This window comes from Paenibacillus tyrphae, from assembly GCF_027925525.1.
GTDB classification, from domain to species: Bacteria; Bacillota; Bacilli; order Paenibacillales; family NBRC-103111; genus Paenibacillus_G; species Paenibacillus_G tyrfis_B.
Window position 1 is genome coordinate 76,055 of the sequence record NZ_BSDJ01000021.1, and the last position, 18,806, is coordinate 94,860.

General features: G+C 52.6%; 16 protein-coding genes and 1 riboswitch. Of the genes, 2 read left to right on the top strand and 14 right to left on the bottom strand.

Features of this window, described 5'->3' with window-relative positions; all coding sequences use genetic code 11:
• Positions 1-49: 49 nt before the first annotated feature.
• Genes QMG93_RS23000 through QMG93_RS23010 form a run of 3 tightly spaced genes read right to left on the bottom strand, consistent with a single transcriptional unit; the run spans position 50 to position 2,339 of the window.
• Complete coding sequence (locus QMG93_RS23000; protein WP_281940639.1) at positions 50-862, bottom strand: Ger(x)C family spore germination protein; 813 nt, start codon at positions 860-862, stop codon at positions 50-52.
• A complete protein-coding gene (locus tag QMG93_RS23005; protein WP_281940641.1) occupies positions 853-1,284 on the bottom strand; it encodes a hypothetical protein in 432 nt (143 codons plus the stop codon). The genes QMG93_RS23000 and QMG93_RS23005 overlap by 10 nt, the downstream gene beginning before the upstream one ends.
• The gene (locus QMG93_RS23010; RefSeq protein WP_281940713.1) at positions 1,281-2,339 is read right to left on the bottom strand and encodes a spore germination protein; all 1,059 of its coding nucleotides are present in this window, start codon (positions 2,337-2,339) and stop codon (positions 1,281-1,283) included. The genes QMG93_RS23005 and QMG93_RS23010 overlap by 4 nt, the downstream gene beginning before the upstream one ends.
• 298 nt (positions 2,340-2,637) lie before the next feature.
• Between QMG93_RS23010 and QMG93_RS23015 the strand changes: the two genes are divergently transcribed.
• Positions 2,638-3,162, top strand: a complete 525-nt coding sequence (locus QMG93_RS23015; RefSeq protein ID WP_281940643.1) for a DUF420 domain-containing protein — start codon at positions 2,638-2,640, stop codon at positions 3,160-3,162.
• Between the two features lie 57 nt (positions 3,163-3,219).
• Here the strand turns inward: QMG93_RS23015 and QMG93_RS23020 are convergent, their stop codons facing one another.
• The 6 genes from QMG93_RS23020 to QMG93_RS23045 form a co-directional block, all read right to left on the bottom strand.
• The gene (locus QMG93_RS23020; RefSeq protein ID WP_281940645.1) at positions 3,220-4,806 is read right to left on the bottom strand and encodes a SagB family peptide dehydrogenase; all 1,587 of its coding nucleotides are present in this window, start codon (positions 4,804-4,806) and stop codon (positions 3,220-3,222) included.
• A 22-nt stretch (positions 4,807-4,828) separates the two neighbouring features.
• Positions 4,829-6,772: a TOMM precursor leader peptide-binding protein gene (locus tag QMG93_RS23025; RefSeq protein WP_281940647.1), complete on the bottom strand. Its 1,944-nt coding sequence runs from the start codon at positions 6,770-6,772 to the stop codon at positions 4,829-4,831.
• On the bottom strand, positions 6,769-8,742 hold the full coding sequence (locus tag QMG93_RS23030) for a putative thiazole-containing bacteriocin maturation protein (RefSeq protein ID WP_281940649.1): 1,974 nt from the start codon (positions 8,740-8,742) through the stop codon (positions 6,769-6,771). Before QMG93_RS23030 ends, QMG93_RS23025 begins: the two co-directional genes overlap by 4 nt.
• A gap of 81 nt (positions 8,743-8,823) precedes the next feature.
• Positions 8,824-9,084, bottom strand: a complete 261-nt coding sequence (locus QMG93_RS23035; protein WP_281940651.1) for a hypothetical protein — start codon at positions 9,082-9,084, stop codon at positions 8,824-8,826.
• Between the two features lie 401 nt (positions 9,085-9,485).
• Positions 9,486-11,105: a spore germination protein gene (locus QMG93_RS23040; RefSeq protein WP_281940653.1), complete on the bottom strand. Its 1,620-nt coding sequence runs from the start codon at positions 11,103-11,105 to the stop codon at positions 9,486-9,488.
• A gap of 124 nt (positions 11,106-11,229) precedes the next feature.
• The gene (locus QMG93_RS23045) at positions 11,230-12,414 is read right to left on the bottom strand and encodes a Glu/Leu/Phe/Val family dehydrogenase (protein WP_281940714.1); all 1,185 of its coding nucleotides are present in this window, start codon (positions 12,412-12,414) and stop codon (positions 11,230-11,232) included.
• A 428-nt stretch (positions 12,415-12,842) separates the two neighbouring features.
• Here QMG93_RS23045 and maa point away from each other — a divergent pair, with 428 nt between their 5' ends.
• Positions 12,843-13,397 (top strand): maltose O-acetyltransferase, encoded by a 555-nt coding sequence (gene maa / locus QMG93_RS23050; protein WP_281940655.1) that lies wholly within the window; start codon positions 12,843-12,845, stop codon positions 13,395-13,397.
• 123 nt (positions 13,398-13,520) lie between these two features.
• Here maa and QMG93_RS23055 read toward each other — a convergent pair whose 3' ends face one another.
• From QMG93_RS23055 to QMG93_RS23075, 5 genes are all read right to left on the bottom strand, one after another.
• Entirely contained in the window at positions 13,521-14,231 is a 711-nt protein-coding gene (locus QMG93_RS23055; RefSeq protein WP_253406766.1) for an alpha/beta hydrolase, read from the bottom strand.
• Positions 14,232-14,453: 222 nt separating this feature from the next.
• A complete protein-coding gene (locus QMG93_RS23060; protein WP_281940659.1) occupies positions 14,454-14,984 on the bottom strand; it encodes a GNAT family N-acetyltransferase in 531 nt (176 codons plus the stop codon).
• 172 nt (positions 14,985-15,156) lie between these two features.
• Positions 15,157-15,807 (bottom strand): 5,6-dimethylbenzimidazole synthase, encoded by a 651-nt coding sequence (gene bluB, locus QMG93_RS23065; RefSeq protein WP_281940661.1) that lies wholly within the window; start codon positions 15,805-15,807, stop codon positions 15,157-15,159.
• A gap of 19 nt (positions 15,808-15,826) precedes the next feature.
• Positions 15,827-17,614, bottom strand: a complete 1,788-nt coding sequence (gene thiC, locus QMG93_RS23070) for a phosphomethylpyrimidine synthase ThiC (protein ID WP_281940663.1) — start codon at positions 17,612-17,614, stop codon at positions 15,827-15,829.
• An 88-nt stretch (positions 17,615-17,702) separates the two neighbouring features.
• Positions 17,703-17,813: riboswitch (TPP riboswitch) on the bottom strand.
• 58 nt (positions 17,814-17,871) lie between these two features.
• The gene (locus tag QMG93_RS23075; protein ID WP_281940665.1) at positions 17,872-18,741 is read right to left on the bottom strand and encodes a MetQ/NlpA family ABC transporter substrate-binding protein; all 870 of its coding nucleotides are present in this window, start codon (positions 18,739-18,741) and stop codon (positions 17,872-17,874) included.
• Positions 18,742-18,806 lie beyond the last annotated feature (65 nt).

The window sequence follows — 18,806 nt, forward strand, 5'->3', positions numbered from 1 at the left end:
TAGATCTGTTTATGTTTTTTTTATGTTTTTTCCAAATTAGGGTTACCCTTCATGGTCCGGGCGGATTGCGGTGCTCAACGACTTTCGAACCGCTCGCTCCGTACTCCGTCACGATCGTTTTGACGTGTAGGCGAACCTCGGCTTGACTGAACTTTTGGTCCCATTGGGATTTGACTTTATCCCATGTTTTCGGCTCATGAATGCGCAGTTCCTTGCTAAATCCGATCACGTCGGCTTTGTACCGCTTCTGTATTTTTTCCAGCGTCTGACGAATGTTCCGTTCCACTTGTTTCGCTGCATATTGCCCTTGCCTCTTCAAGAAATGATCGTCGAAGCTTTTCTCGTTCATCACCCAGCTTTCGCTCAGGCGGCCCCGGGATTCGATCCGAACCTCGAACGACAGCTTGTCCCCTTCCACGTGCGGCACAATGTCGCTCTTATACGACAAAATTTCATACAGGTTTTTTTGCCCGGTTTCCTCGTCGGTAAATTTCACGACGCCTCCCCGTACTTGTCCCGTGATCAGCGTGATGCTGCCCAGTTCGTCTTCATCGAGAAAACCGACCAGCTTTCCGCTCTGTCCGTGAACGACCCCGGCCCCGGCAAATTTAATTTCCCCTCCCCCTTTGACGATCGCTTGCAGCAAAAAGCTCGATTTGCTCTGCAGAAGCGTCAGCAGCTTGGCTAAGGATACCGGAGGAAGGATGCGGGTCGATTTGTATTGATTGTCAACCATTTTCAGGATGCGGAATGCCGGGATTTCCTTCGTCCCTTTCAGCTCAAACGTCTCCCTCGCCAATCCGCGGGCAACGAACACCAGGGCGCTCGGTCTGAAGTCCGACTCGCGGTACATCAGATCCATAAACTCCGGATCGGCGTCGTACGAAGCAGCTCGTCGCCGATCACCAGCGTCTTGAAATGCTGGGCAAATATCGGCCGTTCCGTCCGGAGCGAGATTTCCCGGGTCGATTCCAATAGCAAGTCTCCGGTTTCCGTAAAATTTTCGTATCTTTTTTGCTCGGACGAGCCGCCGCCCCCTTTGCCTTGCCCACCGCCGGAGCTGGAAGTAAAAATCTGATACGTGATCGAGATCAAATCCTCTTTTTTGCGCGCCGCCCCATTTTTGGTTAGAGCCTTTTCGATCTTCGTTTCATGAGCTTTATCCAGCGCGATCCCGGCCACAAGGCTAAGGTCGTCGATCTCCCGCTGACTCCAGCAGCCCGTCAATAGCGATATCATCGGCAGCAGAGCCACGATCGCAAGCATCATCTTTCGGCGTTTCAAGACCGTACCCCTTTCCTGCTCGGTAGAACGCACAGAACCGCGGGTACCAGGATAAACAGAATCAGCGACGACAAGCCCACCATTTCTCCCAGCTTAAACAATTCGTTCGTATCCGCAGGCGCGAAGGAGATCACATAGATGATCGCCAGCAAGACAAAGATGACCGTCCGATGATTCACCTTCCAGCTTTGTGCGATACCAAGCGCTCCGAGATAATAAGACAACGTAAAGGTGGCAAAAATCTGCATGAGCCAGATGACAAGCAGCAGCGTCTCGAAGCGCTCGAAGAAGATTCCCCTGAACTCGAAGCTCCGGAAAAGCGAGATGGTCGGCCAAGTCCGGGTGATCACGCCGTCCACCGATAACGTTCCGATAACAATGACGCAGGTGACGACGTAGAAGAAGGCCGGAATGAGTACTCCGATCAGCATCGCTTTGACCGCCTTTTCCGGATGCTTCATGAATGCGGGAACAACGAGCATGATCTCGACGGACGTGTAGGCCAGTATCGTCGTTTTCAGCCCGCGCAGCACCGGCATGAGGCCGTGACCCAGTACGGGACGCATATTGTCGAGCTCGAATACGCTGAGCCCCATGAAGGCGATCAAGATCAGAATGACGGTCGTGATCGGAAAGATCACTTCGAAGAGCCGAGCGACCGGATTGATCCCGCCCAGCATCAAATAAACCCCCACCCACATAAAAGCGAACGTAATCGCCCAGTTAGGCGTGCCCTCCAGCAGGAACAGCCGGGTAACGTCCAGCATCGCCCGAACCTGAAAGGAGGCCATAAATATGAAATATAAAGCCGTAAAAAAACTGAGCGCGGCCCCAAACCACTTGCCGACAAGCAGCCGGTTATATTGATAGTAGGTTTGACCCGGAAAGCGCTGGGACAATTTTACAATCAAAATTCCGACCACTACCGTGATCAATCCGCTAAGGATGAGTGAAATCCAGACATCAGGCGTTTGCACCGCCTCTACCGAAGTACGGGGCAGCGTCAGAATGCTCACGCCCAGCATATAATTGGCGATCAGCACGGCTGCTTGCATGGTTGTGATGCGTTCCTCGGGCGGCAAATAAGCCACGGCAAGCCCCTCTTCCTAAGTATTGGTGCTTCATTTGCTCCGAAACGTTGTTTCGAGCGCGGTTCCACTTTTTGCTCCATAGTCCATATTATGGTGGGCATTCCATCCCAATGTTATGCAAGCGAAGCAGGCCGGACCTTGCGGTTCCCAGCTTTCGATAAAATGTAACAAAACGCGGGAAAACCCCGTTGTTTTTGAAGAAAAGGATGTCTATCCTTAAATGGACAATAGTTACAGAATGCCAGGAAACGGGGGAAATACCATGAGCAAACCACGCAATTTTACCGCATTGATCACTGTTTTTTCCATTATCCTCATCGGAGTAATCGCCGCCTTATTTTTTATGCCGAAATATGAAGGGACGGTCAGCTTCGACGTAACGGTTCTCCCTCTGCTGAACGCCATCTTTAACTGCTTTACCTTTGCGTTCTTGCTGTTTTCGCTTTATTTCGTGAAGAAGAAAAACATCTCGGCGCACCGGAACTTTGTGCTTCTCGCTTTTGTGACCACGGCCCTCTTCCTCGTTTCGTACGTCATTTACCATTTTCTGACCGAGCCGACGAAATTCGGAGGAAGCCTGTGGCTGAAATACGTTTACTTGTTTGTCCTGATCACCCACGTGCTGCTGGCGATCGTGAACGTCCCTATGGCCTTAATCACCGTAACCCGGGGCTTCAATATGAAAATCGAGTCGCACCGGAAAATCGCCCGTTGGACAATGCCCATCTGGCTCTATGTAAGCTCCACCGGAGTTCTTGTGTATCTGCTAATTTCGCCTTACTATTAACGAAAAAAAGACAGCATGCCCGAATGTTACTTCGAGCTGCTGTCTTTTGCCTTTCTCTCAGGAGTATAATCCGCCCTCCAGCCGGGAGCTGGGTCTGCAGGCTCCTAGCGGCACTTGGATGAGACTGGCGACGCCCTCCCCTTCCATCTTATATATTTTGTCGCAATCGGCCGGGTTAAAGCTGAGAAGCGGATGCCCGTTAAGCCCAAGGGCGACCCCCGCGATCAACAGTCGCTGAACAAGCATTCCCGCTTCCATCTGCTGAATGCGGTACCCCCGAAAACCGAGCGCATCCGCGTAGTGATTCCTGTCCGCCGCCACATGCAGGCAAAGCGGGGTTTGAAACAGATTCACATTGCCTATGGCTATTCCCTGCTGCAGCAGCATCCTGTAGTCTCCCGGGCGGATCAGCCGCAGCTCATGAGCCAGAGCATCGTAACGGTAAGCGCCGTCGGGAATGCCGTCAATGCCGTACAAACAGCCGTAAATGGACACCCGCTTTCTGGGCTCGTGACCGGCCGGATCCAAATCGTTCATATAAGGGAACGAGGCCGTTGCCTCGTGCAGTAAAGCGGCGACCTGATGAGCATCCACCGTGCTAGAAACAAAATCCAGGTGCGGCGAATACCGCTTGCGGACGATTGAAGCCAGATCATACGGCAGCCTTTGCATCCGGGGCAGCGCAACCGTCTCTCCTTCGCCGGTCATCGTTCCTCCAATATCCGCGGCATCGAGCGGACCGAACGATGCCGATGTTTCCATCAACGAAGCTTCGTTCATTCGCAGCAGCATCGGGAACTCTATCAATCGAAGTGAGCGGACGTAATGCTCGTGCCGGATCGGAGGCAACGCTGCGCACAGTTGGCGGGAAGTCAAGACTCCCGCTTCAGCTCCGCTGCCATAGAACCAGCCGCCGGGCTGAAGCGATAAGGGGATGACCGCATACACACTCTCTCCCTGCTCGTCAAGACCAAGCAAATGGTTAACGACCCGATCGAGGAAACGGAAATACACCCCGGTATGATATCCGAAGCGCTTGGCTGTTTCCAGCAGCTGTCCGATGAGCGCACCGGCGTCAAGTCCTTGCAGACGGTAGCTAAAGTTATTATATTTAAAAAAATTTTTCCAAAATACGGTTGATACGAACACAGCGCCGAAGCAAACCGAAAGGTCGCAGCGATCCCCCAGCCCCCGCGCCAGATAAGCATCGAAATCGCCAAGGCGCAGCAATACGAGACGATGATGGGCCGCATCATAATGATAGATTCCGTTAGGCAAATCGTCCGTTTTCAAATACACGTACAATTCGCTTGGATATAAGGCGCCGCCAGAAGGAGCAAATCTCCGTAATGTATGGAATACGCTTGCCTCTTGTTCACCAGAATCCATATGAAAGACGGACTGGCACAGCTGTGCAAGTCCGTATGCATACCAAAGAAAATGACCGATATCGCGAATGTCCGCCTTATCCGGCACGGCTCTTCCTTCAAGCGTCAGCGGTACTTCCGAAGAGAGCGGAAAGGTCGGTAACCCGCGATACAGCTTATAAGCAAGCGGAGCATCGCTCCAATCGGGTTCGAAGTCCGGCGGCCTGGAATGATCAGGATCATAATGCAGCTTGTGCAGAAAGGATTTAAGGCTCACTCTACTCCCCCCTCGTCGCGCCTTACGGAAACGGATGGGGATGCGGATTGAGCTGTTCGACCGTGAGCGGCTGCTTCGTATAGCCGAGCTGCTCCGGAACCTTCAGTACCCGCTCCAGCCCTGTAACACGCATCAAATGATGACCGAACGTCATCGGCAGCATCCCCGGAATCAACACTTTGACGCAGGTTAACCCATTTCGCTTCAGTTCGGGCGAGGTCTGATCGACCACGATGACATCCAGATTCAAGGAGCGGAATTTCTCCACGATCATCTTCAAATCATCAGTAAGGTCCGCATGCAGAGCTTGCGGCGGGAATGCCTCCCGAAACGTCAGCGGAGGTCCAGGCTTCTTCCACAAGAAATCCAAACGCTTCTCCGTCTGCGGCAAACCGTACAGCAGGGAGTGATGCTCCATCTCTCTCACTTGGAAAGGGTCCTCAGCCATCCGCTCGCTTTCCTGCCGCTTGGACTCGAATTGCTCATCCAGCGAAAGCATCATGCCTGCCAGCTCGAAGATCGCGCTTTTCAGCGCCCGGATCGGGTCGAGATGGGCTCCCGCTGCGCAGATGAGATTCATCCCGCGCGATTTAAGATTTTTCGCATAGGTCCATATGCACGGAATGCCATGCTCCATCGTGGCATCGAACACGTGCAGCTCATAACCCGCTACTGCCCTCATCCGGTCGATCATCAAATTTAATTCGCGGTCGCCGGCGGAATAAGGATCGACGCGGGAAAGCGGAAGTTGCGCATACCAGGTCAACAGGAACGAGTCGCGTTCCAGCACTTCCATGATACCGTGGAAAATCGCCTCCTCCATGCTGCCGCCCAAAGCGCATCCATTGGATGTTTCATAGACGACGCCGTTGCTGCAGGCGGGGCTGTAATAAGCGAGCAGCTCCGGTACTAGAATGGGACGATTGTGTATGATGGAGCGGCCCCAGACCCAATCCATCTCTCGATCGGGATCAAAACGCCGGAATGGGAAATCAGGCCTCGCATACTGCTCTTCCGCATGGACTCCTACCTCGAGCGGATTTAACGCGTGATCGGCGATCTCGCGGTAGCTGCTGCGAACCTTTGTCCATTTGCCACGCGGGAACATGCCGCAATGACGCTCCAAGCCTTCCAGCATCGCCGTCAGCTCGCTGTCCGCATAGGAGATCGTCCGCCCGGAGCCCGGTTCATCTCCAGAGTAAAGCGGAAGATTTACGGTAATATCGGCGAACGGCGATAGACCATCTTTCATTTTGCCATTCATGAGTCCGGTCCGAAAATCAAAATAATCGCGGGCGAGCACCTGCTTCAGTTCATCGATCGAACGGGAGCGGAAGCTGTTCGGATGGACCTTCGGACTTGGCCTAAGCGAGAAATTGGCCAGCTCCTCCGAATCTTCCGGCAATTCGCCGCAAACCGGGCACATCGGATCATGTAAAAAAAAGTGGCGTGAAGTCTTCAAGGTTTTCAGATTCACCAGCAGGATTCGTTCCTCCAATTGAGGCTGTCCACCGAGAAGCACGCGCCGAGCTTCCGCGGCCAGAAGAATCGCCGCCTGCGTCAATCCTGTGCGGGAAGCCCAGGCGTCCTGCGGGATTCCGCCGCGGTCGGCAAGCTGCTGCTGCAGCTCACGCAGCTCCTTGCGGTCGCTTGTGGCCATAAGCCGCCGCATGTCCGCGCATCTGGAGCACCCCTGAACGCCCGGCCGAACCAACGGCCCGATTAACGCCTCTCCAAAAGACACGAATCCCCGCAGCCAAGGAACCTTAGCAGACTGAAGGACCTCCTCCGCCCTATCCTGCACGGCAGGGAGCCAGCCATCCTGTGCAAGGATCACCAGATCGGCCGATCGGAATTCCTCCTCCTCGAGCTCGACCGTGCGGATCACCCAAAAGGAAGAATTCAGCTCGGCGCATATCAAATCCGCCAGCACACCTTTGCCGATAACGGCTACAACACTGCTCATGGCGTAACCTCCTCTCTCACCGCAACGCCCAGGACGTGAACAGGCCCTTTGTTCAAGAAAGGATCAAGCCTGTAATCAAATACATGCAGCCGTCTGCCGTGCTGGTTCAGCTGTTGTATGGCGGTGGCCAATACGCTGGCTTGCGTCGTTTCTTCACAGGCCGGAATGGTCAAGCTGTGCGGCCTTGCCTTTTTCGGTGCACGGCTTGGAACCGAAGCAATCCGGACTTGAAGCCGGGGGGCTTGACTTTGAACCTCCGACAGCGCTCGGAGCAGAGCACTTCGAAGCGCAAGGGTGATATTCAAATCGACGCCCGTGTACCATCTTCCGCCGATTTCCACACGTACCACCGGGAAGCCGAGCAGCTCTTCCTCCAGAACGAGGGCCGGCTCCCCCTGCAGTGTAGACAAAGATTTCAAATAATAACGAACCCGCTCGTCATCCACCATGCTCAGCTGCACGGGAGTGACAAGCGGCTTTCGATTGGTCCGTTGAATGTCCAGCTCTTCCGCCAAACACTTGCGCAAGCCTCGGCATATGGCTTCTGCCAGCGTCTCTCCCGCCCCGATGCCGACATATCCGGGCACATGCAGGCCCACAGGGTCCGTTTCGGACGGAAAAGAAGCCTGCTGCGTAGGTTCGGCTAACCGGGACACATAAGCTTCCAGCCCGGAAAGTGCCGACTCCCGTCTTGCTTCCTCATGCGTCAATCCTACACCGACCACGGAAGGAAGCAGCTCAACCGCCCCGTCCGAGAGCGGATCTGCCACCTGAACCCGGCATTGTGCAAGCGGCAATTGTTTTAAATCGCCTTCGTCCCATTCATAGAAAATGCCCGTTTCCGGCGAGGTTAACCGTTCGCAAAAATCCAATAGCGGCTTGTGCCTTCCGCTTTGCGGCGCCGGGCCCGAATCCTGCATCAGCCGCAGCTCGATATCCGGAATGCGTTCAATCCGGTTACTGCCGATCACCATCGGGTGAGCCACGAACGAATACCAATCTCCTTCCAATGTCTCCAGGTTCAGTAAATATACCGCTTGATTTCGCAACGGATCGGCAGCTCCCATCACCGTTTTGAACAGTTCGAACACGATCACATTCGACAGCAAAGCCCCGGCATGGACAGAAAACCCGTGCTGCTGCGGATCTTGGCGTATAACAGTCTGATGAATGCGCCGCAGCGCCGACTCCCAGCCATTCCCGTCTTCCGGCCGCTCAAGAGGCCCTGCCAAACCGGCTTGCTGCAAGCAAATCGCGGGAAGAAAGAGCTTTCTCTCCCCCTTGCAGGCCGCTTGAACGATCCGAAGCTCTTCGATATCCCCCTCCTGCGACACGTACATGATCGAATCGAACGGTTTCAGGACCTGCTGCCAAGCGGAAACGTCCCGTCCGGGATAAGACACTTCCTGAATATGTATTTCCGGATCGGATTTCCGGGCATGCGTCCCCAGTTCCTTCAGCCGCTCACGGTTGGTCGGCAATGAGTCGCCAATGACCACTCCGATTCGGGGCAAGCCGGATTCCAGCAATGCCCCTACTAAGGAAACCAGAAATTGGCCGGAACCTACCGCTAACACCTTCTGTTGGCGATATTGCTCGAAGCGGTGCGCGCCGGAGCCTCCCAAATTACTCAGAAATTCAATTTGAGAGCCGAACTTTTCAAGAATCCCTTGCGTCAGCCCGTGGGGGAGGTCCCCGCTTACATCCCGCGCGAAGCCGTTTTGGATCATTAAAGCGGCGATATCGAATACGCGGCCTTTGTGCGGCTCCGGCAAACCGTCCGTCAATTCCATAAGCGTGTATTTCCCGTTAAATACCGGAATTAGCTTTTCGATCCATCGGTCAATCGACTCGCCCTCCAGTTTGAACGAGCCCATGTTGTTTCTAAAATAGACGGAGCCGTTATGATCGGGTATAAAAAAGGTATCCCCGTTAACTTTGGGACGCACAGAAGCATCTAATGTGGTCATCTCACTCCTCCTTATTCAAACTTTTAGTCAATCCGGCCGGATGTTCATTGCTATTTTATGTAGTGTTGTTTGTCCTTCTTGTCAATTATTTTTAAAGGGGCCGTTCCAGCCCCTGCAGTTTGGTCGAAGCTGCATTTGCAGGGGCTGAAAACCTTCGGGCAGTCCCATTACTGACTTAGCGGCAGCGTCCACCGCAACGAAAACCGCAACGACCACCACAACGAAAGCCGCAGCTACAACTACAACTGCAACTGCAACTACAACTACAACTGCAACTGCAACTACAACTGCAGCTACAACTGCAACTACAACTGCAGCTACAAGTGCATAAAAAACCGCCACATAGACGAGAATCCGCTTCGTATTGGCCCTGGTGTTCGAAAGGCGTTACTTGGCCCGCATTGTATGCCCCAACTTGCAATTGCTGAAGCTCGTTCTGAAACTCACTCATGTTGACATTCCCTCCGTCAAAATAAAGTAGTGCCGGCTCGAGCCGGAGACTGGCAAGAGAAAGAAAGGAAGGTCCCGGGCAAGGAGTATGCGGCCGGGTGATCGCGCTTTCTCTGCTCTCGACAGAACATACAACATTTTTATGAATTTCGCTCCGCATGTGTTACGGGGTGGCAAGCTTAATTCCCAATCATTTTTCAATAATGGTTAAAAGTAGGTTTTCATATCGGATAACGCCGAATAACCCGGACGACTTGTGTCACCTGGGGGATTGCGATAACAAATGCATGCTTTTATCCGCGGCGCTTCGGTTGCTTGACCTGCATGGCCTTCGGACGGCGCGTCATGAAAGAAAGCGGTGCGCGGAGGACGAAGTCCTTCCAATCTTCGAGCCGGTAAGGAGCCGCCGGGCTCAAGTAAGGAATGCCGAAGCTCTTCAGCTTGGCCAAATGGCTGCACACCAGCAGGAAGAACAGGATGACCCCGTACAGTCCGAAGATGGCCGCCGAAAACATCGTACCGAAGCGGATGATCCGCAAAGCAATTCCTGCGCTGTATTGAGGGATGGCGAATGAAGAAATCGCCGTAATGGCAACAACGATGACCATGATGGGGCTGACGATGCCGGCTTGTACCGCCGCTTCTCCGATGACGAGGCCGCCGACGATGCCGATAGTCTGACCGATCGGCTTCGGCAAGCGTAAACCGGCCTCACGCAAAATTTCGATCGATACTTCCATGATCAACGCTTCGATTAACGAAGGAAAGGGCACGCCTTCCCTTGACCCGGCGATGGATACCGCCAACTTGGTAGGAATCAGCCCTTGATGGAACGAGATGAACGAAATGTAGAGCGCGGGCCCGAGCGTGGAAATCAGCGCTGCGATATAACGCAGCACGCGCACGAGCGTACCCGGAATCCACCGCTCGTAATAATCCTCCGGGGATTGCAGCAGCATGCTGATGCTTACCGGGACGATCAGCGCAAATGGAGATCCGTCCAGCAGAATTGCGACCCTGCCTTCCATCAGTGCGCTGTTGACCCGATCCGGCCGTTCCGTATTTTGCACTTGGGGAAATAGCGTAAGATGGTTATCCTCGATAAACTGTTCGATATACCCGGAATCGGGAACGTCGTCCATATCGATCCGGGCGATGCGCTGGCGGACCTCCTGCACCAAAGCGTCATTGGCAATATCGCTGTTGTAAGCGATCGCTACCGTTCTGGGAGCTTTACGCCCCACCAGCGTGTAAACGATACATAGCGTGTGACTCCCTCCAAGCTGACGCAGCAGCGCGGTATTATCCGCCAAGCTTTCATTGAAGCTGACGCGCGGCCCCCGGACCAAAGCTTCCGAGGCCGGTTCGCCGAGACTGCGTTTTTTCTCGTTGCAGGTGGCCAGGACGAAGACGTTCGGACAGCCGTCGATCAAGAGTCCGGCATTGCCTTTCCATAAGCCAGGCAGCAAATCGCGCAGGTTGCCGGCTTCGCCCAGCTCGCTTACGGGCAAGATCCGATTCCTAATGTGCTGCGGCAGCTCTTCCGCGCAGCTTGGCATGGCGAAGTCGGACATCAGAGAAGGTAAAACATGCGTATCGATGTAGTTTTTGTCCGCAAGCTCCTTTACCAGAATCAAGGCAGCTTTCGTCCGCGCCCCACCTATTTCAAACGTACGGACCAATATATCGTCATTGCGGCCTAATCTGTCTTGAAGCTCCGGCAAGTCCTTCTCGAACTTTCCGGTAAAGACGTATAGCCGCTCTTCCGAGGCGGGCTTGCTGCTGCTGCGAATCGTCAAAATCGATTTTAGCCAAGCCCCCAGCTTGTATACACCATAGGGCACCACACTGCACAGGACGGCTTGCAAAATAATTTCCCAATTCATCAAATGAGTCGAAATAAAATTCCGCATGCATGTCGCCCCCCATATTATGGTGAGCCAACCGTAATTTTGTTATGCGGGATCGACGGTTGCAAAACAAAAAATCCACCTATGTTCCCATAGATGGATTTCTGCCGTTTGCTTCTATATAAGCTTATACCCAGCCTCTCCACTTGATGGCCTCGGCCATCCGCTTCAGCCCTACGATGTAGGCAGCCAATCGCATGTCCACTTTTTTGTCCGTCGAGGTCCGGTATACATTGTGGAAGGAGGTCGTCAATATTTTTTCCAGTTTGTCTTGAACTTCTTCTTCCGACCAGTAGTAGCCTTGGTTGTTTTGCACCCATTCGAAATAGGAGACAACCACCCCGCCGGCGCTGGCCAGCACGTCGGGAACGAGCAGAATGCCGCGGTTCGTCAAAATTTCAGTCGCCTTGAGCGTCGTCGGTCCATTCGCCGCTTCGACTACGATGCGGGCCTTGATGTCCGGCGCATTCTCTTCCGTAAGCTGGTTTTCGATGGCTGCCGGAACCAGAATGTCGCATTCTTGGACAAGCAGCTCTTTATTTGTAATTTGCTGACTTTTAAAATAAGGCGTGACTGTGCCGAACGAATCCCGCTTGTCCAGCAGCGTCGGGATATCGAGGCCCTCCGGATCATACAAAGCCCCGTAAGCATCGGAGATGCCCACGACCTTCGCTCCCGCTTCATGCAGGAATTGAGCGAGGAAGCTGCCTGCGTTTCCGAAGCCTTGAATGATAATGCGGGAGCCCGGAATTTCGATGCCTGCGATTTTGGCAGCCTCTTTCATGACGATCGTTACACCGAGCGCAGTCGAGGACTCTCTGCCCGCGGAGCCGCCCAGTACAAGCGGCTTGCCGGTAATAAAGCCCGGCGAATCGAATTCGCGGATACGGCTGTATTCGTCCATCATCCAAGCCATAACTTGCGAGTTCGTGAACACGTCCGGCGCAGGAATGTCTTTGGTCGGGCCGACCAATTGGCTGATGGCGCGCACATAGCCGCGGCTCAAGCGCTCCAGCTCGCGGAAGGACATCGAGCGCGGATCGCATTGAATACCGCCCTTACCGCCTCCGTACGGCAGCCCCGTAATGCCGCATTTGATGCTCATCCACATGGACAACGCTTTGACTTCCTCTTCCGTCACGTCGGGATGGAAGCGAACGCCGCCTTTGGTCGGGCCGACCGCATCGTTATGCTGAGCACGGTAGCCTGTAAATACTTTAATCGAGTCGTCGTCCATGCGAACCGGAATGCGCACCGTCAGCAGTCGAAGCGGCTCCTTCAACAAGTCGTATACATCGTCCTTATACCCCATTCGATCGAGAGCGGTACGGATGACGTCCTGCGTTCTTTCAAACAAGTTGAGCTTCTCTTGCGCTTGCGTAGGTTCATTCTTATCGTTCTGTTCGTTTTTTACGATCAAGGACACGTGGACTTCCCCCATGTTGTTATTATTGGTTAGGTGTGGGCATGACTGATCGGATATCAGGTCTTGCCCAACATTTACCCTCAATAAGGTATAACACAAAAAGAAATATTGTACAATATATAAATATTTATAGCCTGATATTCAATGAATAGTTTCCTTTATTGTGTTATTTTATCACCTCATAGGACTCATTCTGCGAAAAAAACGGGATGAGGACATGCCTCGTTTCTTTTTATAATTATATATCTATATGATAAGATTCTATTGAATTCTACATCTTGGAATTCTTTTATTTTGGTTAGGGAGACGGAGAAATGAAAACAGAAAAAGAAAAGATGCTGAATGGCGAACTGTATCTTCCGGCTGACCCGGAATTGCTGCAAGAACGGGCAAATGCAAGAAGACTCACCAGATTATACAATCAGACCTTAGAAACGGAAGAAAGCACTCGGACGGAACTATTAAAAGAATTGTTCGGTTCAACTGGAGAAAGTATATACATAGAACCGACTTTGCGCTGTGATTATGGTTACAACATTCATGTCGGCGAAAATTTTTATGCAAATTTCGATTGCGTCTTCCTGGATGTATGCGAAATCCGGATAGGGGATAACTGCTTCATGGCTCCAGGCGTACACATTTATACAGCTACGCATCCGCTGGATCCGAACGAAAGAAATTCGGGGGTTGAATACGGGAAACCCGTAAAAATCGGCAACAATGTATGGATTGGCGGGAGAGCCGTCATCAACCCCGGGCTGACAATCGGTGATAACGTCGTTATTGCTTCCGGCGCAGTGGTAACAAAAGATGTGCCCGATAACGTGGTTGTAGGCGGAAATCCCGCAAAAATCATTAAACAAATATAACTTATTATTACAAAATATAGGCTATGTTTTAAATAATGTTGACATTATAACTTTTAAAGGAAGCCATTTTGACTTCCCTTAATTCGCTTTTAAAGAAGGTTATACATCAACCATTTTCTAGTATCATTTAACGTATATATGGTTTTTTAGCCATTGTCTGAAATACTGCAACTGTTCCTGAGTATGGAAATAGTGTTCTCCATTCTCCATTACTTGCAAATTACAGTTAAAGCGTTTAGCAAATTCAGATACAATGTCAAACTCACATAAGTTATCTCCTGAACCATAGAGAATTGAAGTCGGATTATTCCAAGCAACAATAGGATGTTCTTTCACATAACAGTAGTAATCCCAATAGAGAGTTTGCCCAATAGGTGTAGAAATTTCTTTCTCTATTTTTAGTCTACTCTCACTTACGTTAAACCATGTCATCATATTATTTATTATACGTTCCATATTTACCACGGGAGAGAGAAACAAACACTGATTCAATGGCTCATGGCAATATTCTAATAGACTGAAATATGCTCCCATGCTACAAGCAAAAATGCTTATATTATTTGATAACGATTTTGCATATGTCATAATTTTATTAAGGTCTTGAACACAGTTTTGAACTGTACAAAGATAAGTATCATCTTTACGTTCACCATGTTGAGGCAAATCAAAACTAAGAACTTGATAACCTACTGCTGTTGCTTCTTCTGCAAATACAATAATCGAGTCATCTGCCTTATTTGACATGTTACCGTGCACAACGATAAATAACTTATCTGATTTGTCCCCCCACAAAATTGCTGGAATATTTTCTATCTTTAAATTATGTCTTATCATTACATCTATCCTCCAACTTCTTGTGTTACTTGACCTATCTGTGTACCTAATACAAACAGTTCTTCTAAAATAAGAAGGTAACCGTTCTTAAGATACTGATAATTTTTGAATATCTGAAATTAACGAAAACACTTGCATTTAAAACATAGCCAAATAATAAAAGGAGATATCCAAAAGACACATGTCTTAGCATATCTCCTTAAGGCATTGCAAAAATCGGTGTTACAAAAGAGCGGCTTCTTTCAAATGAATCCGGTAACTCTTCACAAGCGTATCGCCATTGCGCATATCCTTGTCGAAGGCGCGCTCGAAGCCTAAGCGCTCATACAACCGAACCGCAGACTCCATCATGTCCGACGTATGTAAATGCAGCGTAGCCGCCCCTAAGGCGAGGGAGCGTCTGGCGCTTTCTTGAATTAGCAGCGTCGCAATTCCCCGGCCCCGCACGGCTGGCGAAACGGACAGAAAGCGGATGATCGGCGATTGAATCCCAAGCTCCGGCATGCCGTAAGCGGCTTCGGAGGACAAGAACAGCTGCACGCTGCCCACCACCTTCCCCGCGCACTCGGCAACAAGCCGGGCTGCAGGATTGTCTCCGTCGACGGAGGCCCGGATCGACTCCCGGTAAGGCTCCCACCGGGCAGAAGGCAGCACCGTCCGGTACTGCTCATAAGCCTCCAGCATGACCTCGAGAATCGCTTCCCGGTCATGCTCCGTTGCATCGCGAATCCGAATTTCATCCGATTTCCCCATAGCACCCCACCCGTTTTCCTTAAGCTTCATCCGATGCACCGGTTTACAGTGGATTAATCCTAACTAAACACATCGGATATAACATGTTTGTTTCTCACTGTATCATCGGGTGGTGATTGCCGTCAAGGTACCGGTCCATTGACATTTTCAATCGAAAAATAGAAAAGTTCGATCATTCCGACTGCCGATTTCCCCACGTCTCGTGATAGATGAGGTCCTGCAAGGAGCGGCGCTTCTCCCATTGAGCCGTCTCTAGGATCGGCTTCTCCGGGTAGTTCTCCGTATACCCGACCGACAGCAGCGCGATCGGCTCGATATGCGGCGGGATGCCCAGAATTTCGCGCACGTCGTTTTTCTTATAAAAGCTTACCCATCCCATAGCAAGCCCTTCCACACAGGCGGCCAGCCACATATTCTGGATCGCACAGGCGACGGACAGCATGTCGGTCTCGGGAATGGAATTGCGGCCGAGCACATGGGCACCTCCCCGGGTGGGATCGCATGTGATGCAAATCGTCAGCGGCGCTTGCTTCAGCCCTTCCACCTTGAGGCTCAAGAACTGGTCCTGACGCTGGCCTTCGTAATGGATCGCCAGCGCCCTTCTTTCCTTGTCCGCGGCCCAGGCCAGCTTTTCTTTCAGCGGCTCCGAAGTCACCAATATAAAGTTCCAAGGCTGCATGAAGCCGACGGACGGCGCATGGTGGCCGGCGTGAAGCACGTTCGTCACCGCTTCCTCCGGAATCGGGTCCGGCAGGAAGGAACGGACATCCCTTCTCGTATAGATGACCTTATATAACGCTTCCTTTTCCTGCTCCGTAAACATACGATCCCTCCCAGGGCGTTTAATTGTAAATCATACCACCCGCTTTCTTGAACTCCTTGGACTTATCCTCCAAGCCTTTCTCGATCGCGTCGCGGTCTTCCAAACCGTGTTGTTTAGCATATTCCCGTATATCCTGCGTAATACGCATGCTGCAAAACTTCGGGCCGCACATCGAGCAGAAATGGGCCGTCTTCGCGCCTTCCGCCGGAAGCGTCTCATCGTGATACTCCAGCGCCCTTTCGGGATCGAGCGACAGATGAAACTGATCCCGCCAGCGGAATTCGAACCGTGCCTTCGACAACGCGTCGTCCCGCTCCTGCGCGCCCGGATGACCTTTGGCCAAGTCGGCCGCATGCGCCGCGATTTTGTAGGCGATGACGCCTTCCCGAACGTCGTTCTTGTTGGGAAGCCCCAAATGCTCCTTCGGGGTGACATAGCACAGCATCGCCGTCCCGAACCAGCCGATCATCGCGGCGCCGATGGCCGACGTAATGTGATCGTAGCCGGGAGCAATGTCGGTCGTGAGCGGTCCGAGCGTATAGAACGGCGCTTCCTGGCACACCTCAAGCTGCCGATCCACATTTTCCTTGATCAAATGCATCGGCACGTGGCCGGGGCCTTCGATCATCACCTGTACGTCGTGCTTCCAGGCGATTTGCGTCAGCTCGCCCAGCGTATCCAGCTCCGCGAACTGCGCCTCGTCGTTCGCATCGGCGATGGAACCCGGACGCAGGCCGTCCCCAAGCGAAAAAGCGACGTCGTACGTCTTCATAATTTCGCAGATTTCTTCAAAGTGCGTATACAAGAAATTTTCCTGATGATGCGCCAGACACCACGAAGCCATGATCGACCCGCCCCGGGACACGATCCCGGTCACGCGATTCGCAGTCAGCGGAATGTACCGCAGCAGCACCCCGGCATGAATCGTAAAATAATCGACGCCCTGCTCCGCCTGCTCGATCAGCGTATCCCGGTAAATTTCCCAGGACAGCTCCTCCGCTTTCCCTCCGACCTTCTCAAGCGCCTGATACAACGGCACCGTCCCGATCGGCACCGGAGCGTTGCGGACGATCCATTCGCGCGTCGTATGAATGTGCTTGCCGGTCGACAAGTCCATGACCGTATCCGCTCCCCAGCGCGTCGCCCACCGCATCTTCTCCACTTCCTCGTCGATCGAGGAAGCGACGGCGGAATTGCCGATGTTCGCATTAATCTTCACGAGGAAGTTCCGGCCGATAATCATCGGCTCGCTTTCCGGGTGGTTGATGTTCGACGGAATGATCGCCCGGCCGCGCGCAACCTCGCTGCGCACGAATTCGGGGGTCACCTTTTCGCGGATAGCTATATATTCCATCTCGGGGGTGATAATTCCTTTTTTGGCGTAGTGCATCTGGGTAACATTCGCTCCCGGCTTCGCCCGTAGCGGACGGCGCGTTGCTCCGGGAAACCATTCCTGCCGCCGGGCCCCCTCTTCCTCCTTGAAGCCGTTATCTTCCGGCTTTACGGATCTTCCGTCATACTCCTCCACGTCGCCCCGTTCCATAATCCATCCCCGCCGATTGGCCGGAAGCCCCTGCCGGATGTCGGTCCGGACATCGCCGTCCGTGTACGGACCGCTGCTGTCGTAGACGCGAACGGGCGGATTGGCCGTTTCCCCTTCCGCACTCACCGTCGGACTCAAAGCAATTTCCCGCATCGGGACCCGGATGTCACTGCGTGAGCCTTGAATGTACACTTTTCGGCTCCCGGGAAATCCCGATACGTTCGGCACAGCATGTTGTTGGTTTGGCTTGTTTTCGCTTGTCATGTTCAATTCCTCCTCGAATGAATTTGAGCAAGCGGGGAACGTAATGCATACAAAAAAGACCGCAACGGCAAAGAAGCGGTCTTTGTGCATACAAAGGCTACGTGTTTCCTCCGCTGGCATTACCCAGATCAGGTTTAACGGTCGATAACATCCGGTTATCCTCTCAGCCTGGCTTCACCAAGCTCCCGCGCATATGAAGTTGTCAGTACAAGAATAACCCGGACTCCGCCAAAAATCAACAGCCATCGTAAATTTTTCTAAAATGCCGGAACGACCGCAACGCCGTATTTGTCTTCGATAAACTTCTTCACTTCCGGCGTGGTCAAAGCGGCGTCGAGCTTCTTCACTTCGTCCCGCGTCTCGTCTCCCTTGCGCACGACGATGACATTGGCGTAAGGGGATTTCGAATCTTCCCGGAACAAGGCCGATTTCGGATCGATTTTGGCTTCCAGCACGAGGTTCGTATTAATAATCGCGCCTTCCAGATCGGGAAGCGACCGGGGTAGGGTTGCCGAGTCGGCCTCGACGAACTTCAGCTTTTTCGGATTGTCCGCGATGTCCTTGGGCGTCGCTTCATACGTCGTCAGGCCGTCCTTGAGCTTGATCAGCCCTTGCTGCTGCAGCAGCACCAGCGCGCGGTATTCGTTGGACGGGTTGTTCGGAATGCCGATCCGCGCCCCTTCCTTAATCTCGTCCTTCGATTTCAGCTTGCTCGAATAGAAGGCGATCGGCTCCACGTGAACCTTGGTTGTGACGGCAAAATCATAGCCCTTCTCACCCTTGACCGAATCCAGATAAGGAACGTGCTGGAAGTAGTTCGCGTCGATCTGCTTGTCTTTCAGCGCAGGGTTCAACTGCCCTTCGTCGTCATAGACGACCACTTCGAGGTTGACCCCCTGCTCCTTCAGCTTCGGCTTGACGAAGTTTAGAATTTCCGCATGCGGCACGGCGGCCGCCCCGATTTTTAGCGTCGCTTCTTTCGCCGGCTTGGCCGTGCTAGCTGCACTGCCTTGCGCCGCGGACTTCGTGTCCGGGGCCTGTGCGGTGCCGCCCGAGGCGCAGCCCGAAACGATAGCCCCGAAAATAATCAAGATGGATGCGAGAGAGAAAATTCCTTTTTTACCCATACCTACGCCTACTTTCTATAATTAAAATGATGAAAATCCGCCGTTCCTTCACATAATGTAACGCT

What these genes read in the sequence shown, in the direction of transcription:
- QMG93_RS23000 (WP_281940639.1), bottom strand. Translation starts at nt 862, where the DNA reads ATGGATCTGATGTACCGCGAGTCGGACTTCAGACCGAGCGCCCTGGTG.
- QMG93_RS23010 (WP_281940713.1), bottom strand. Translation starts at nt 2,339, where the DNA reads ATGCAAGCAGCCGTGCTGATCGCCAATTATATGCTGGGCGTGAGCATT.
- QMG93_RS23015 (WP_281940643.1), top strand. Translation starts at nt 2,638, where the DNA reads ATGAGCAAACCACGCAATTTTACCGCATTGATCACTGTTTTTTCCATT.
- QMG93_RS23025 (WP_281940647.1), bottom strand. Translation starts at nt 6,772, where the DNA reads ATGAGCAGTGTTGTAGCCGTTATCGGCAAAGGTGTGCTGGCGGATTTG.
- QMG93_RS23030 (WP_281940649.1), bottom strand. Translation starts at nt 8,742, where the DNA reads ATGACCACATTAGATGCTTCTGTGCGTCCCAAAGTTAACGGGGATACC.
- QMG93_RS23040 (WP_281940653.1), bottom strand. Translation starts at nt 11,105, where the DNA reads ATGCGGAATTTTATTTCGACTCATTTGATGAATTGGGAAATTATTTTG.
- QMG93_RS23045 (WP_281940714.1), bottom strand. Translation starts at nt 12,414, where the DNA reads ATGGGGTATAAGGACGATGTATACGACTTGTTGAAGGAGCCGCTTCGA.
- maa (WP_281940655.1), top strand. Translation starts at nt 12,843, where the DNA reads ATGAAAACAGAAAAAGAAAAGATGCTGAATGGCGAACTGTATCTTCCG.
- QMG93_RS23055 (WP_253406766.1), bottom strand. Translation starts at nt 14,231, where the DNA reads ATGATAAGACATAATTTAAAGATAGAAAATATTCCAGCAATTTTGTGG.
- QMG93_RS23060 (WP_281940659.1), bottom strand. Translation starts at nt 14,984, where the DNA reads ATGGGGAAATCGGATGAAATTCGGATTCGCGATGCAACGGAGCATGAC.
- bluB (WP_281940661.1), bottom strand. Translation starts at nt 15,807, where the DNA reads ATGTTTACGGAGCAGGAAAAGGAAGCGTTATATAAGGTCATCTATACG.
- thiC (WP_281940663.1), bottom strand. Translation starts at nt 17,614, where the DNA reads ATGACAAGCGAAAACAAGCCAAACCAACAACATGCTGTGCCGAACGTA.
- QMG93_RS23075 (WP_281940665.1), bottom strand. Translation starts at nt 18,741, where the DNA reads ATGGGTAAAAAAGGAATTTTCTCTCTCGCATCCATCTTGATTATTTTC.